At 67.2% G+C, this 16,286-nt stretch carries 12 protein-coding genes; 4 read left to right on the top strand and 8 right to left on the bottom strand.

Annotated elements, in window-relative coordinates:
- Positions 1–22: 22 nt before the first annotated feature.
- From htpG to AC0IYU_RS23385, 4 genes are all read left to right on the top strand, one after another.
- Positions 23–2,059 carry a molecular chaperone HtpG gene (gene htpG, locus AC0IYU_RS23400; RefSeq protein WP_472121606.1) on the top strand — a complete coding sequence of 679 codons (2,037 nt, stop codon included), beginning with the start codon at positions 23–25 and terminating at the stop codon, positions 2,057–2,059.
- A 62-nt stretch (positions 2,060–2,121) separates the two neighbouring features.
- Positions 2,122–2,682, top strand: coding sequence for a hypothetical protein (locus AC0IYU_RS23395; protein WP_472121603.1), 561 nt, complete (start codon positions 2,122–2,124; stop codon positions 2,680–2,682).
- 73 nt (positions 2,683–2,755) lie between these two features.
- A complete protein-coding gene (locus tag AC0IYU_RS23390) occupies positions 2,756–3,742 on the top strand; it encodes a Bug family tripartite tricarboxylate transporter substrate binding protein (RefSeq protein WP_472121601.1) in 987 nt (328 codons plus the stop codon).
- Positions 3,743–3,891: 149 nt separating this feature from the next.
- Positions 3,892–5,559, top strand: coding sequence for a hypothetical protein (locus AC0IYU_RS23385; protein ID WP_472121599.1), 1,668 nt, complete (start codon positions 3,892–3,894; stop codon positions 5,557–5,559).
- A gap of 195 nt (positions 5,560–5,754) precedes the next feature.
- On the opposite strand, the gene AC0IYU_RS23380 is transcribed toward AC0IYU_RS23385, so the two are convergent.
- From AC0IYU_RS23380 to AC0IYU_RS23345, 8 genes are all read right to left on the bottom strand, one after another.
- Positions 5,755–6,774, bottom strand: a complete 1,020-nt coding sequence (locus AC0IYU_RS23380; protein WP_472121595.1) for a DUF6708 domain-containing protein — start codon at positions 6,772–6,774, stop codon at positions 5,755–5,757.
- A gap of 18 nt (positions 6,775–6,792) precedes the next feature.
- Complete coding sequence (locus AC0IYU_RS23375; RefSeq protein ID WP_472121592.1) at positions 6,793–7,776, bottom strand: DUF6708 domain-containing protein; 984 nt, start codon at positions 7,774–7,776, stop codon at positions 6,793–6,795.
- An 18-nt stretch (positions 7,777–7,794) separates the two neighbouring features.
- Positions 7,795–8,781 carry a DUF6708 domain-containing protein gene (locus tag AC0IYU_RS23370; protein ID WP_472121589.1) on the bottom strand — a complete coding sequence of 329 codons (987 nt, stop codon included), beginning with the start codon at positions 8,779–8,781 and terminating at the stop codon, positions 7,795–7,797.
- Positions 8,778–11,858 (bottom strand): T6SS effector BTH_I2691 family protein, encoded by a 3,081-nt coding sequence (locus tag AC0IYU_RS23365; protein ID WP_472121587.1) that lies wholly within the window; start codon positions 11,856–11,858, stop codon positions 8,778–8,780. The genes AC0IYU_RS23370 and AC0IYU_RS23365 overlap by 4 nt, the downstream gene beginning before the upstream one ends.
- A 353-nt stretch (positions 11,859–12,211) precedes the next feature.
- Positions 12,212–13,333 carry a glycosyltransferase family protein gene (locus AC0IYU_RS23360; RefSeq protein WP_472121584.1) on the bottom strand — a complete coding sequence of 374 codons (1,122 nt, stop codon included), beginning with the start codon at positions 13,331–13,333 and terminating at the stop codon, positions 12,212–12,214.
- Positions 13,334–13,336: 3 nt separating this feature from the next.
- A complete protein-coding gene (locus AC0IYU_RS23355; RefSeq protein ID WP_472121581.1) occupies positions 13,337–14,098 on the bottom strand; it encodes a hypothetical protein in 762 nt (253 codons plus the stop codon).
- Positions 14,088–15,134 (bottom strand): hypothetical protein, encoded by a 1,047-nt coding sequence (locus tag AC0IYU_RS23350; protein WP_472121578.1) that lies wholly within the window; start codon positions 15,132–15,134, stop codon positions 14,088–14,090. The genes AC0IYU_RS23355 and AC0IYU_RS23350 overlap by 11 nt, the downstream gene beginning before the upstream one ends.
- A gap of 40 nt (positions 15,135–15,174) precedes the next feature.
- Positions 15,175–16,200 carry a glycosyltransferase family 2 protein gene (locus AC0IYU_RS23345; RefSeq protein WP_472121575.1) on the bottom strand — a complete coding sequence of 342 codons (1,026 nt, stop codon included), beginning with the start codon at positions 16,198–16,200 and terminating at the stop codon, positions 15,175–15,177.
- Positions 16,201–16,286: the final 86 nt, after the last annotated feature.

The following is a 16,286-nucleotide window of genomic DNA, read 5'->3' as shown; positions in this document are numbered from 1 at the left end:
GGATTCGATATTTCTTTTCTCCATGGCTGATTCCTCCAACACCAAACTCCCCTTCCAGGCCGAAGTCGCGCAACTGCTGCACCTCGTCACGCATGCGCTTTACTCCAACAAGGAAATCTTTCTTCGCGAGCTGATCTCGAACGCGTCCGACGCGTGCGACAAGCTGCGCTTCGAGGCGCTGGACCAGCCCGACCTGTACGAAGACCAGCCCGAGCTCGACGTGCGCATCTCGTTCGACAAGGCCGCGCGCACGCTCACCATCACCGACAAGGGCATCGGCCTGTCGCGCCAGGAAGCGATCGACAACCTCGGCACCATCGCCAAGAGCGGGACCAAGGACTTCATGAGCAAGCTCAGCGGCGACCAGAAGGCCGACGCACAGCTCATCGGCCAGTTCGGCGTGGGCTTCTATTCGGGCTTCATCGTGGCCGACCGCATCACGGTCGAGTCGCGCCGTGCGGGCGTGCCGCCGGAGCAGGGCGTGCGCTGGGCCAGCGGCGGCGCCGGCGACTTCGACGTGGCCGACATCACGCGCGCCGCGCGCGGCACCAGCATCACGCTGCACCTGCGCGACGACGCCGACGAGTACCTCAACGCCTGGAAGATCAAGCAGGTCGTGGGCAAGTACTCCGACCACATCTCGCTGCCCATCCTGATGGAAAAGGAAGAGTGGAAGGAAGGCGAGAACGACCAGCCCGGCGACATGGTGAAGACCGGCGAATGGGAAACCATCAACAAGGCCAACGCCCTGTGGAGCCGCCCCAAGAAGGACATCACCACCGAGCAGTACGAGGAGTTCTACAAGAGCATCAGCCACGACTACGAGGCCCCGCTCGCCTGGGGCCACAACCGCGTGGAAGGCAGCACCGAGTACACGCAGCTGCTGTACATCCCGGCCAAGGCGCCCTTCGACCTGTGGAACCGCGAGAAGAGCGCGGGCGTGAAGCTGTACGTCAAGCGCGTCTTCATCATGGACGACGCCGAGGCGCTGATGCCCAGCTACCTGCGCTTCGTGAAGGGCGTGATCGACTCGGCCGACCTGCCGCTGAACGTGAGCCGCGAGCTGCTGCAGGAAAGCCGCGACGTGAAGGCCATCCGCGAGGGCAGCACCAAGCGCGTGCTCGGCATGCTCGAAGACCTGGCGAAGAAGCAGAAGACCGGCCCCGAGAGCGGCGAAGGCCTGATCGACGTGGGCTCGGGCGAATCGGTGCCAGCGCCGGAGCCGACCGGCGCAGTGACCGACGTGGTCGACAAGAACGCGCCCACCGCCGCTGAAGCGGCCGCCGCGGCCGCCGACGAATCGGGCAAGTACGCGAAGTTCTACGCCGAGTTCGGCGCGGTGCTCAAGGAAGGCCTGGGCGAGGACATGGGCAACCGCGACCGCATCGCCAAGCTGCTGCGCTACGCCTCCACGACCACCGACACGGTGAGCGTGAGCTTCGCCGACTACAAGGCGCGCATGAAGGAAGGCCAGGACGCGATCTACTACATCACGGCCGACACCCTGGCCGGCGCGAAGAACAGCCCGCAGCTCGAGGTCTTCAAGAAGAAGGGCATCGAGGTGCTGCTCATGACCGACCGCGTCGACGAGTGGGCGCTGAACTACCTCAACGAGTTCGACGGCACGCCGCTGCAAAGCGTGGCCAAGGGCGCGGTCGACCTGGGCAAGCTGCAGGACGACGACGAGAAGAAGGCCGCCGAGGAAGCCGCCGAGTCGTTCAAGCCCCTGCTCGAGCGGCTGAAGGCCGCGCTCAAGGACAAGGCCGACGACGTGCGCGTGACCACCCGCCTGGTCGACTCGCCCGCCTGCCTGGTGGTGCAGGACGGCGGCATGAGCACGCAGCTCGCGCGCATGCTCAAGCAGGCCGGCCAGCCCGCGCCCGAGCTCAAGCCGGTGCTCGAGGTGAACGCCGAGCATCCGCTGGTGAAGAAGCTCGAAAGCTCCGCGCATTTCGACGACCTGGCGAACATCCTGTTCGACCAGGCGCTGCTGGCCGAAGGCGGCCTGCCGGCCGACCCCGCGGCTTATGTGAGGCGCGTCAACGCGCTGCTGGTGTGATCGCCCGGCCGCGCACTGTCCGGACAACAGCTGCCGCAATTCCCGCGGCGCTGCTGCTCCTCATGGTGGGCGGCTGCTCGCACTACCACGTCGGCATTCCGCTGGTGCCGGGGCTCTCTCTGGGGCTCGGCGCCACGAAGGACGGCAATTTCTCGGTGGGGCTCAACACCGGCTTCGGCCCGCTCGGCGCAGGCGTGGCGGTGAACAACGGCGGGCAGGTGTCGGGCTCGGCCGGTGTCGGGGTCGGCGTGGGGCCGGTAGCGACGGGGGTCAGCAAGGGCGCGGTGCTCTACGACCCGAAGGCCGCGCCGGCAGTGCCGACCGGCGCCGTGGCTTCGGCGGCGACCCCTGCCACTGCCGTCGCTCCGGCGGCGCCGGCCCTGGTGCGCTATTCCACGCCCGCCGACCCCTTCACGCCGATTGCCACCGTGGCCCCGGCGCCTGCCGCCCTGCCGGCGGCGCATGCCCCGGTCCCGGCCAGGGCGCCCCTCGTCAAGATCACGCGTCCGCCGCCGGAGCCCCCGGCGCCCGCGGTGAACGTCAGCTACCGCACGCCGGCCGCAGCCGCAGCCGCGGTGCCGGCCCGCGAAGCCGGCACGCCGGGCAACCCCGTCGCGCCCTGAGCGCGGCCGCCCGACGCGAACAGGCAACCCGGCCTAACATGGCGCCTGAATCTCCTTCGGAGACCGACGCACCATGACCCGCCGACCGCTGCTGCTGCGACTCCTGGCCCTGGCCGCGCTGGCTGCCACGGCGCTGCCCCGCGCGGCGAAGGCCCAGTTCGGCTACCCCGCCAAGCCCATCCGATGGATCGTGCCGTACCCCGCCGGTGCCGGTGCCGACATCGTCGCGCGCACCATCGCCACGCAGCTGGCCATCGACGCGGGGCAGCCCGTGCTCATCGAGAACCGCGCCGGCGGCAACACCGCGCTGGGCGCCATCGAGGCCGCCCGCGCGGCCGCCGACGGCTACACGCTGCTGTCGGCCGACAACGGCATGCTGGTGTTCAACCCCGCGCTGTACCGCAACCTCAGCTACAACCCCTCGCGCGACTTCGCGCCCGTGACCCTGCTGGGCCGGCTGCCGATGGTGCTGCTGGTCGGCCCGTCCAGCGGGCAGAAGGACGCGCGGGCCTTCATCGAGGACGCGCGCGCCTTCCCCGGCAAGGTGAGCTTCGCCTCGGCCGGCACCGGCAGCCCGCAGCACTTGGCGATGGCATTGCTCGAACGCGAGGCCGGGCTGGAGATGGTGCATGTGCCCTACCGCGGCGCCGCGCCCGCGCTGGCCGACGTGGCCGGCGGCCAGCTGCCCGTGATGATGTGCGACCTGGCCGCGTCGCGCCGCTTCATCCAGAGCGGCAAGCTGCGCGCACTGGCGGTGGCGCACCCCCAGCGGCTGAAAGAACTGCCGGGCGTGCCCAGCTTCGCCGAGCTCGGCATGCCCCGGGTGGAGGCGGCCGCGCTCATGGGCCTGGTGGTGCCCGCCAGCACGCCGGGCGAGCTTGTCACGCGGCTGCAGCAGTCGGTGGCCGATGCCATCCACAACCCGGCCGTGCAGCGCAAGCTGGCCGAGTTCGGCGTGGAGCCCGTGGGCGATGCGCCCAGCCAGTTCGCCGCGCTGCTGCAGGGCGAGTCGGCGCGCTGGCATCCGTTGATTCGCGAGCTGAACCTCACGCTTGACTAGGGCGAACCGACCCCTGGCCTTTACGGCAACTTTGCGCGCGTGCCGGACCTTTCTCACATGAGGCTAAGAGTGGCTGCCTAGATTGGCGCATCGCTCAGGAAAGGCCGGAGGGACGGTCTGCAACGGGCAGCCCGGTCCTCCCGAGACCGATGACCACACGCCGTTTTCACCATGTCGTTTTTGCGGACGACTTCTTCCGCTCGCCCGTCAACGGGCTGCAGTACCACGTCGCCAACCGGCGATTCCTGCGTGCCTTCTTCGACGCTGCGCTGGGCCGCCTCGACCTGCCGATGGGCGAGATCGCGCCGTTGTCCGAAGGCGGGCGCATCGACGTGGCGCGCCTCATGCATCGGCTGGAGCTGCCCTGCACGCCGGCCGGCTGGGCGCGTGCCTGCACCGCCGACCTGGTGCCGCTGGCCGGGCGCGAGGGCCTGCCGGCGTTCGAGCCCGGGTGCCTGGTCATCGGCTGGGGCCTGACGCCCGCGCTGCAGCACTGCATCGACCGCGGCGGCGCGAGCTACCTGGACATCGAGATCGATCCGCGCCGCTTCACCGAGCACCTGCACTTCTGCGCGCGCACCAACGACCCGGTCATCGAGGCCGCGCTGCTGGCGCGCCGTGTGGACGAGGAGCTGTTCTGGAACCATGCGAGCGCGCTCAAGGGGCGCTTCGCACGGCACGGCGCGACCGCGCTGTTCGACCCGCGCCTGCGCGTGGGGCTGTTCTTCGGCCAGAGCCTGGTCGACCTGTCGCTGGTGAGCGGCGGGCGCACCATGCACCCGGCCAGCGTGATCGCGCCGCTGCGCGAGCTGGCGGGCAGCGTCGACCTGCTGGTCGTCAAGCCGCACCCCTACGAGAGCGCGCTGCACGACCTGGCGCCCATTGCGCGCGCCATTCCCAACGTCGCCTGGACGCGCGAGAACACCTACGCGCTGCTGTCGGCCAGCAACGTGCACTTCGCCGCGAGCCTGTCGTCGAGCGTGCTGACCGAGGCGCGCTACTTCCGCAAGCCCGCGCATGCGCTGATCCGCGCCGACCGCAACGCACCGGCGCAGCTGCCGCGGGGTTGCTCGGGCTGGATACCGATGGGCGCGGCGCTGGGCTCGGTGGACTGCATGGCGGCGGTGTGCGGCGCCGGCGATGTGCCCTCGGCCCCCGGCCTGCCGGCCTGGCCGGCGGCCGCCCTCGACAAGGCCTTTCTCACGCGCTGGGGCCTCGACGATGCCTCGCACGGCCTGTGCGAGACGGCCGAACTGCAGACCGGCCGCCCCTACCTGTTCCACCCCGGCAGCCCCGCGATGGGCTGGCTCAGCCACGGCTGGGCGGGTTTCGACGGCGAAGGTGCGCGCAGCGAGGGCGAGCTGGCCTGCCTGGTGATTCCGCTGCCTTCGCTGCACCAGCCCGCGCAGTCGCACCAGCAGCCCTGCCGCCTGGAGGTGCGCATCGACTACCGCAGCAACGCCAAGGCCACCAGCGTGCACGCCATGTTCGACGGCATGGTGCTGCAGGGCCAGCGCGGCACCGGCGCGCGGCGGCGCAGCCTGGTGTTCGAGGTCGAGCCCTCGGCGGGGCGCAAGTGCCTGGTGGTGCAGTTCGCGGTGGCCGCGGGAACCGTGCGCGGCGGCCTGCTGATGCGCGGCGTGACCCGGCCGGCGCTCACGATCAGGAAGCTGCAGGTGTCGCTGCGCATGGGCCGTGGCGTGATCTCGGCGCCGCCGAAGGCGACTGCGAAGCCGTGGTCCGGGATGCATCCGGTGCGCGCGATGACGCGCGCCTTTAGAGCGTTGATCGATTCGGCGCGCGGGGTTGCGGGGTAGCACTCTGTGTGCTGTGTACCGTTCCTTCAGGGCGCGCTCACGTCGGCGGGCTCCTTGCTCCGCGAATGTCTCCCGCTTCGGTCCCGCTGCTTCTCTTTTTTCGCTGCGCAAGGTACTCATCGGCGTGCGCGTTCAGAGCACTCTTTGAACTGACCGCATACGCCGTGCGCGCAGTCGTACAACGGTTGGCGGAGGCTATACCGCTTCTGGCGACGTTGAAGCTCTTCCTGACGAAGGCGCTGCCGCGCGCAGTGCGTGCAGTACATCGGCGTCGAGATCAGCTGCGGTGACCGGCGCACCCAGTGCGTCCAGGATGTCGTTCGGCCAGATCACTGTTTGCGCGGTCCAGACCACGAAGCGGTTGACGATGAAGTACACGGCGAACAGTGGAAGCACAAGGTGTTGCCAGAGCTGTGTCCAGGGAAACTCCTTCCAGTCGCGCCAGTAATCGATGCGCCGCTGACGCAGCGCCTCGACCATGTCGAAGCCTTTGATGCCTCTGGCGCCTTTGGTGGGCGAAACCTCTCCCGCCTTCAAAGGCGGCATGCCCAGTTCCATGTAGCCCCGGATGTACTCCCACATGGCGCCTGGAAACTCGACGTTGGGCAGCACGAAGGAATCGACGATGGTGGGGTCGGCTTTGCTGGCTCGGACGAGAAACAGGAGGTGATAGGTGCGTCGAACGCTGTTGGCGCCGCCGCCCATCAGCGCGTGCAGTTCGCAGTCGACCAGGGACCAATCGGCAGCGCGCGCCTCTACGCTCGTGGAGCCGAACAAGAGAAAACGCTTTCGCTTGCCTTGATGGACGTAGTAGACCTTGCGCTGCAAGCGGTCGAGATAGATCGGCGTTTCGCTTGGGCTGAACATCTCGAAGTAGATGCCGATGAAGAAGAGTGCCCATACAAGCATCCAAACAAGAATTTTCAGTAAGTACTGTGCGGCCGTTTCGGGCTGGAGGGTGAGGCCCGTTACATATCCCCAGTAGGTGGTAGCCAGCCCGCCCAACAGCCCAACGGTCGTCACGAATCCTCCCGCGCTGACCAACGAGCCGCCGTTCAGTTCGACGGCATTGCGGTAGACCTCGCTCAAGCGTCCTTGATGACCCGCCTGCCCACCTCCAGGCATCGATTTGCTGTAGCGATGAATCAGCCCGGAGATCAGGCTTGCTTGCCGGGCATCGTCGGTACTGATTCCACGTGTGTTGAAACCGATCAAAGCATCGCCCTCAAGTGATCAAGGCGCTGCCGCACGCAGCGAGTGCGCGGCATTGGCGTCGAGGTCAGCTGCGGTGACCGGCGCACCCAATGCGTCCAGGATGTCGTTCGGCCAGATCACTGTTTGCGCGGTCCAGACCACGAAGCGGTTGACGATGAAGTACGCGATGAAGAGCGGCAGCACGAGGTGTTGCCAGAACTGCGTCCAAGGAAACTCCTTCCAGTCGCGCCAGTAATCGATGCGCCGCTGACGCAGCGCCTCGACCATGTCGAATCCCTTGATGCCTTTGGCGCCCTTGGTGGGCGGAACCTCTCCCGCCTTCAACGGCAGCATGCCCAGTTCCATGTAGCCCCGGATGTACTCCCACATGGCGCCTGGAAACTCGACATTGGGCAGTACGAACGAATCGACGATGGTGGGGTCTGCTTCGCTGGCTCGGACGAGAAACAGAAGGTGGTACGTGCGTCGCACGCTGTTGGCGCCACCGCCCATCAGCGCGTGCAGTTCGCAGTCGACGAGGGACCAATCGGCAGCGCGCGCCTCCACGCTCGTGGGGCCGAACAAGAGAAAACGCTTTCGCTTGCCCTGATGCACGTAGTAGACCTTACGCTGAAGGCGATCGAGATAGATCGGCGTTTCGCTTGGGCTGAACATCTCGAAGTAGATGCCGATGAAGAAGATGGGCCACAACGCCAGAATCGGCCCGTAGTTCCAGAAGTAGTCCGAGATCGTTTCGACTCTCAAAGAGTGGAGTAAGTCCCAAGCGATATGCGTCCCTATAAGCCCACCCAACAAACCGTACGCAGTGACCCACCCGCCTGCACTCACCAGAGATCCGCCGTTCAGTTCGATGGCATAGCGATAGACCTCGCTCAACCGCCCTTGATGACCCGCCTGCCCACCTCCAGGCATCGATTTGCTGTAGCGATGAATCAGCCCGGAGATCAGGCTTGCTTGCCGGGCATCGTCGGTACTGATTCCACGTGTGTTGAAACCGATCAAAGCATCGCCCTCAAGTGATCAAGGCGCTGCCGCACGCAGCGAGTGCGCGGCATTGGCGTCGAGGTCAGCTGCGGTGACCGGCGCACCCAATGCGTCCAGGATGTCGTTCGGCCAGATCACTGTTTGCGCGGTCCAGACCACGAAGCGGTTGACGATGAAGTACGCGATGAAGAGCGGCAGCACGAGGTGTTGCCAGAACTGCGTCCAAGGAAACTCCTTCCAGTCGCGCCAGTAGTCGATGCGCCGCTGACGCAGCGCATCGACCATGTCGAATCCCTTGATGCCTTTCGCGCCCTTGGTGGGCGGAACCTCTCCCGCCTTCAAAGGCGGCATGCCCAGTTCCATGTAGCCCCGGATGTACTCCCACATGGCGCCTGGAAACTCGACATTGGGCAGTACGAACGAATCGACGATGGTGGGGTCTGCTTTGCTGGCTCGGACGAGAAACAGAAGGTGGTACGTGCGTCGCACGCTGTTGGCGCCACCGCCCATCAGCGCGTGCAGTTCGCAGTCGACGAGGGACCAATCGGCAGCGCGCGCCTCAACGCTCGTGGGGCCGAACAAGAGAAAACGCTTTCGCTTGCCCTGATGCACGTAGTAGACCTTGCGCTGAAGGCGATCGAGATAGATCGGCGTCTCGCTTGGGCTGAACATCTCGAAGTAGATGCCGATGAAGAAGATCGACCACCCCGCCAACTGAGAAACAAAGTCCCCGATGTAGTCCATTACGGTGTCGTGCGGCAGAGATAAGCCGAGGAGACAGTTTCCGACATATGTTCCGAGAAGGCCTGCGATCAAGCCGTATGCAGTCACCCATCCACCCGCGCTCACCAACGAGCCGCCGTTCAACTCGACGGCATTGCGGTACACCTCGCTCAAGCGCCCTTGATGACCCGCCTGCCCACCTCCGGGCATCGATTTTCCATAGCGATGAATCAGCCCGGAGATCAGGCTTGCTTGCCGGGCGTCGTCCGTACTGATTCCACGTGTGTTGAAGCCGATCAAAGCATCAGCCCTCCACCCAGCCCATCAACCATCGGGTTGCTCGGTGGCGGTGAACTTCGGCCAGGGTCGGGGTACTGCTGCGCTTTGCGCCGGACATCCTCTTGCGTGTCAGCTTCGTAGTCGATGGCCAAGAGCCAATTCTCCTCGGCGCTGGCGCTCTCAAAGCGCTTGACCATGTCCTTCCCGAAGTAGCAGCGCCCTGCCCAACGCATGTAAGAGTCGCGCTCGGTCACCACAGCGTAGACGTAGGCAGCGACGCCGGCCACCAACAATGCGAGGCCCACCCCCGACACGATGCTGGCGATCGTCGTGGCCGCGCCAGCGACAGCGGCCTCTGTGGCGACGACTCCGGCGAGACGCAAAAGTACATGTTTACCAACTGCGCGACTGACGGCTCCTTTTGCAATAGCGTCCGATGCTGTGAAGCTGCTCGTTGCAACCAGCCATATCCCCGCTCTTGAGGAGTAGGTGTATCCCCCAGCCGATTCAGTATCTCCCTCGCTCTTCGCTGCGGCAGACTTCTGATTCATCGAATACGCCATGATCGCCCCGCTCAGCATCCCGAACAGAGCCGCCCCCACGCGGTACGCCGCCAACCTGCCGCTTGCCTCGACCAGATGCTCACCGCCGTCTTTCACGACCAGTGCCGCCTTGTGCGCGGCCGCCATGCGCTCCAGCGTTGCCCCAAGGAATCCGCTCATGCCATCGACCACGCTCAACGTCGATTCCACGAGCTTTCCCTGATGGCGCTGGCTTTTGCCGAGTTCGGCCAGCATCTGCGGAACCGCCTGGTAGAGCCCCAGGAACTGAACGATCATGGCGCCCACCGCCAAACGCCCGTCGATGCTGGTGAGGTTCAGTTCTTTCACCATGGACTGTCGCCGCATCACCTCCGCCACATCGTCGGGTGTGAGCGCGTGATTGACCTGGAGCCTTGCCATCTGTAGCTGCAGGTCCTCCAGACTTCGGGCCGCCGGTCCACCGGTCGGCGCGACACCGACCCGCTGGCCGGGAATGTGCTCCGCCTTCAGCCGACCTTCGCGAACGTCCAACGCGGTCTTCACGTCCGTGAGCACCTGCAGTTCCACCGTGTCGCCATGCGCGACGATGATGGTCGGACTTTTTTTCGGGACGTAGCCGCTGAGGATGCGCATGGCCGTGTCGCTGCTGACGCGGGTCTTGAGCAACACCACCGTCGACAGCGCCGACTTGTCCCCGCCCGGGCGCGTGCTTTCACAGACAAGCTCCAGTTGTCGTTGTGCCGCGCTCAGCGCAGGCAGCATCGCCTCATACTTCCTGAGGCTGCCCGACTTGGGGGCGGGGGATTTGCCCGCAGCCATGGCCATCAACTGGAACACACCCGCTGCGCTGGCGGCCATGCCGCCGGCGGACAGGGCCATCAGGCGCGGATGCAGCCAGTTCAGACGCTTGCCCATGTCATGGGTGATCAAACCCTTGAGCACGTCGTAGGTCTTGTCCCGGATATCGCCGATCTCGCCCTGCCCATCCTTGGCCGGCGTTGCACTGCGATCCGCGTTGCCGATCAGGATGGCTCGCACTTTCTGGATGACGCTGCGCTGGTTGCCGAAGAACCCGCGCAATGCGATTGCGCGCGGTTCTGCGATGTCCGGGTCGAGAATCAACCCTGTCCAGCGTTCGGTGTGCTGGTGGGTGTAAGGCTGCGGAAAGTGGGCGATGTGGCTCTCGTCGGCATAAATGAAACCAGGCGACGTGCGCGCTGTCATTTCCGAGCTGGCGTCTTCGTTGAAATGAAGCTTGAAGTAGTCGCGCAGCGCATTGCTGTCGAGCACCTTCAGCCAGTCCGCTTCGTAAGGCGCCAGCGCCTCGGCAAGCTGTTTTTCGATGTCGGCGCGTTTGGCGGGCCAGGCTTTGTAGCGCCCCATGTCCAGTTGATCGGTGATCTTTTTCCAATGCAGCGCACCGAGCGTCACGCCGCGCCGGTCCAGTCGCTCACCGATGGTTCGGGCGTCGGGGCCAATGGGCTTCATATGGCCCGCGCGGCTGCCGTCTGCGGCATGGACCCCACGGGGGTCCGGGGTCCATTCATAGGGGACACCACGGTCCTTGATGCTGCGCCACTGCTTCTCTGACGCTGCGGTGCCCCATTCCTGCGACTGGATCACACCGGCGAGCGTGATCGACTTGCGCATACCCTCAAGGAGGGTATGGCAAGCCTCTGAGCGCACCCAATCCGGGGTGCTGGCCCATTTCTGCTGGTTGGCCTTGTCCCGGGCGATGCGGATGCCGTTGAGGTCCGCGGCCAGGCCCACGGGGTCGGGAACGACGAGCACGAACTCCTTGCCCCGGGTCTGTTCGTGCTGTGCCGCCTGCTTCTGCATGACGGCGACCAGCCTGGCTGCGCCTCGGTAGGTCTCGTCGTCCGTGCCGCCGTAGAACGGCGTGGCGGAGGCCACACCGCCTTCGGTGAAGTTGATGCCCTTCTTGATTCCGCCGTGGCTCGTCGAGCGCAGGGCGAAGTCCGCCACATGCTTGTGGATGAGCTCGGTGTCGGCCTTGAAGGCGTGGGGCACACCGCCCAGGTCGGCCATCGGGTCGATGCGCACCATGCCGGCCGCCGCAGGGTGGCCCTCGACCTTCTTTCGCATGGCATCGTCCCACCAGTTCATGCTGAAACCGATCCACACGGGGCCGGTGTCGGCCTGACCGTGCCTGGGAAACTGGATGCAGACGGTGCGCACGTCGTTCGGATGCGACTCCCTCATGCGGCAGGCGAAATCCGGCTTCGCGGCCCAGGCGACCTGGCTTTCCGGAATGAGCGCGCCGTTGCCCTGCACCCGGTAGACCTGCCACCTGTTCAGGATGTGCGGGGCCTGCTTGGTATAGAAGACATGGACGAAGCCGCCCCGCCGCAGCATGCGCAAGGCATAGCGCGATTTCTGCAAGGCCGGCAGACCCAGCGCTTTGACACTGGGTTCGTGGGTCTCCAGCCTCTCGGCTTCGGCGGGTGCGAATTCCGCATCGCTCGCGATGGCGCTCGGCCGCACCAGCAGGATCGAAAGGCCCCTTTTGTGGTCGCAGATCTTGCAATCGTTCATACGCGGTGCAGGCTGTTCCAAAGCCGCGTGGGTCGGTTGATTCTTGTCATGGCTACCGGTGTGTGAAGGCGCGAACACGGGCAGCTGCGCTTGTAGGCAATCGACGTTGCCGCGCTTGACCACCCTCCCTGGCACCCCCCCTGAAACCCCAAGGGCTGCGATGCAAATCAGGCCGGGCACGCAGGGGCACAGGAAGGAGCGGCGCCGAGTTTAGGAGCGCGTCGGCGAGTCCTGGTCGACGCGCTGTGACCCATTTCACGAACGCTCGCGCGTTGATTGCGAAAGCACCCGTTATCGTGCGGCCGACCTCAGCCACTGCGTGCTGGCGGCGGGCGCGGACTGTTAACGCAGTGTCACGGAGTGCGCGACTGCGCGGCAAGGTCGATCAGTAGCACAGTCCAATGCCGGAGCCGTTCAATGGCCCCCTGCCTGCCTTCGTTGGAATTCGAAGGGCTCTGCGGCAAGGCCAGCAATTCACCCGCCGCCGCAGCTACGGCGCGCGCGAACTTCCGTGCATCGCCACGCCACACCACCACGCGGTGCGTCAGGCCCAGCTGCGCCGCGCGCCCCGCGTTCATCGCCTGCTCGGGCTGGTCCGTCAGCAGCAGCAGGATGGGCTTGCGGTAGACCGACGCGATCGACAGCGCCGCCATGCCCGGCGCGGAAACGATGAAGGCACTGTGCGCGGCCGCCTCGATCCAGTGCTCGTCGCGCGCATGCCAGTGCGCTCGCCGGGCATAGCCCTCGCCGACCAGGTGCGCCGACACGCCCGCGCCGTCCAGGCCCTGTTCCAGGCCGTCGGCCAGCGCCGGGTCTTCGAAATGCGGATTGAGGTAGACGGCCGCCACGTGCTGCGCCGCATCGCTGCGGTCCACCGCATCGACCACCGCGACCGGCGTGGCCAGCCGGTGGCGGCCGCGGCCGTCGTGCTGCGGCTCGCCGTAGGCGAAGTCATGCTCGATGCGCGCGCGGCTGCGGTCGATCTGCCAGGCCACGATGCCGCCGAACACCTTGGCAACCGGACCCGGGATGCGCCCCTGGAAGTTCGTCTCCAGCGCGCGCCGCAGGCTGGCGCCATACACATGCACCACCTTGCGCCGCCAGAACGGCAGCCAGCCCATCAGCAGCAATGCGGGATGGAAGGAGTCGTTCACCACCAGGTCCGCCTCGCGGAAATGCGCGCGCAGCCGCCACACGTCGCGCAGCATGCGCCCGGGGCGGAACATGTAGTGCGCCACGTTGCGGTCGGTCTCGCGGCGCAGCATGTTCTGCTGCGTGTCGAACTGCACTGCGTAGTGGCACGAGAGCACCGGCGCGTCGATGCCGAAGCCGGCAAGGAAGCGCGCGCCCTCGTCGGACGTGGTGAGCACCTGCACCTGCGCGCCGGCCGCGCGCAGCGCGTGCGTGAGCAACTGCGCGCGCATCAGGTGGCCGCGCGCGTCCGCGGTCGCGAGGTAGACGATGCGCGGGGGCATCGCTCAGGCGTGCATCGGCCGCGCCGCGCCGGGGCGCAGGCGCAGGGCCGCGCCGGCGAGCCACATGCCCAGCGCGCCGGTGATGCCGAAGCCGCGCTCGGTGTCGCGCACCTCGCGCATCAGCTGCGCGAGGCGTGCCTGCTCGTGCGGCGCCACGCAGCGCTGCAGCGTGTGGCTGCACAGGCGGATGTGGCGGTCTTCGTCGGCCAGCACGCGTGCCAGCAGCGGGTGCAGCGCATGCTGCTCGCCGATCAGCGCGCAATGCCGCTGCAGGATGCGCGAGGCCATCTGCTCGGCCGACAGGCCGATGGCATAGGCCGGCACCAGCCCGCCGTGCGCGAAGTGCGGCGCATGGCGGCGAATGAGCGCCTGCCAGCGCGCCAGCTTGCGCCGGCTCAGCCAGTCGGGCTGCGGCGCCTCTTCGGGCGATGCGGCGGCTTGTGCGTGGCCGCCGCGTTCGACGATGGCCTGCGCGAACAGGCGCGCGTGCAATTGCTCGTCGGCCAGGTGCTGGTCGAGCTGGCGCACCAGCCAGTCGGGCGGGGCGATGCGCAGCTCGCGCTGCAGCGCCTGCTCGGACGATTCCTCACCCACCAGGTAGAAGCGCAGCAGCAGCATCTCGCCCGCGTTGCTCGCGTGCAGCTGGCGCAACGCGGCACGCTTCACGTGGTGCACCAGCCGTGCCTGCAGCGCCGGCCAGCCGCGCAGCGCGGGCGGGGCGAGGCAGTCGAAGCCCGGCGCGGCGATGGAAGGGTCAGCGTCCATCGGCCTTCGCTCTCTCGGTGTCCGCTCTCGTGGCCTGCACGGGCGGCTGCTGCTGTTGCTGCCAGCCCAGCACCAGCCCGATGAAGCTGTCCTGCAGGAAGGCGCGCGCGGCCGCGTCGGCGCCCGCGAACTCGCGCTGCTGCCCGTCGTAGCGCACGTAGCCCTTGCCGTTGGCGGCGCCGAGCACCAGCTTCTCGTTCTTGTGGAAGCCGCGCTGCAACAGCGGCTGCAGCAGCGCCTGCGACTCGAGCCCGTACAGGAACAGGTCGCGCTGCACCACCTGGCGCGGAATCTGGCCGCTCAGCGCCTGCAGCTCCAGCGTCCAGTTGCCTTGCTGCATCGCATCGGCCAGCGCGCGGCCGCTGGCGGCCGGCGCACGGAAGCGCGCACGCGCCACCGACTTCGAAGCCTTGCCCAGGCCCAGGCCGATGGTGATGTCGGCGTCCTTCGCGCCGCCGGTGCGGTTGTCGTCCACCTGCACCAGCACGTTGGCCAGCCGCGCGGTGAGCGAGGGCCTGGCGAGCGCGGCGACGACCTGGTCGGCCGTGAGCATCACCCGCTCGGCGCCGGCGTCGTTCACCGCCACCTGGTACGGGTCGATGCGAATGTCGCTGAACTCGTCGCCGATGGGCGAGTGCGCATGGCTGCTCACCGACCAGTCGGTGCCCGAGCGGCTCAGCAGCGCATGGAAGCTCAGCGGCACGCGCTGGCCGCTGCGCGCCTGGCCGGAGCCCTGCAGCAGCACGTCGCCGACGATGGTCTTCTCGGCGTAGCTGCGCGTGTTGGTGAAGCGAATGGTGTGTGCCGCGCCGTCGAGCGCGGCGCGGGTGTCGGGGTCGTCCAGCGCGAGGCGGTTGCAGTCGTTGCCGGCGCCTGCCAGCGCGGCGAAGGGGCAGCCCGCGTCGGACCTGAAGTGGAAGACGCCGCGGCCGGTGAAGTCGGCGGCGCCGGCCAGCGAGCAGGCGCCCGCGAGCGCGAGGCCCAGCGCAATGCGCCGGTTGACGCGCCGGGCGGTGAAGGAAGAGCGGATGGGCATGGTCTTGTCTTGTTGTTCTTCTGCGGGAGAAGGGCAGCGCTCAGGGGCGGTGATAGGACAGCGCCTGTGCGTCCGCATGGGTGCGCCCGGTGGTGTGCCAGCCGATGCCGCGCGCGAACGCGCCCAGCATGTCGACCGCCGAGAAGCCCACGATGAGCGCCACGCCCGCCAGCCAGCGCACACCGCGCAGCGGTGGAAGGTCTTGGTGGTTCAGCGCCTTCACGCTGAATCCCAGCCGCGTGAACAGCACGGCCAGCGGCCCGATCGGCCCGCTCCGGGCCAGCCACTGCCAGCGCGGCGACACATAGCTGCGCAGCAGGTGCGGCGTGAGCGAATAGGTGTCCTGCCCGCGCATCCAGCGCAGCTTGAGCGCCTCGGCGCGCGTGTCGGGCAGGCGGTGCTCGGTGTGGGCCAGGGCCGCGTAGTGAATGGGCACGCCGGCCGCCTTCAGCCGCATGCCCAGCACCTGGCAGTGCGCGCGGTACACGCCGTCCAGCGCCTGGTAGCTGTGCTGCGCGAACACCTCGCGGCGGAAGGCCACGTTGTTCGCGTAGAAGTTGCTCGTGGCGCCGGCGTGGTCCGCGTTGGGAAAGTACATGAAGTCGATGGTCGTCAGCGCGGTGCCCACCACGTTGGCCGCGTAGCTGGTGCGCCCGGCGACCACGGCGGGCGCATCGGCCTGCGTGAACGGCAGCAGCATCTGCAGCAGCCAGTCGTCGTCGGGCAGGCAGTCGGCGTCGGCGAACACCACATGGGTGCAGCGCTGCGCATCGGTGGCCTCGAAGCCGACGTTCTTGGCGTCGTAGTAGCCGGTGGTGGTGTCGATGCGCACGAAGTCGACCGGGCGGCCCGCGAGCGCGCTCACGGCCTCGCAGGTGGCGGGGCTCAGCCCGTCGTGCGTGACGACCACCTGCGCCAGTGCGCTGAGCGGCAGCTTCTGCTTCGCCAGCAGGGCGACCAGGCGCTGCAGGCTGGTGCTTGCCTGGGCCTCGGCGTCCGCCCCGCCGCGCAGGTTGTTGGTTTCCAGGACCAGTGCGCAATGCGCGGCAACTTGATGGGGCATCATCGAATTTTCCTGTCCGGACATGGTTTTGAAGGTTTCCATCCTGCTTTTATCGCACAACCGCGCCAGCGGCCACTGCGCCACATCAA

The organism is Variovorax sp. AC103 (assembly GCF_979254005.1).
The sequence above is the reverse complement of the archived record's forward strand: the minus strand, read 5'-3'. Positions and strand labels throughout refer to the sequence as shown.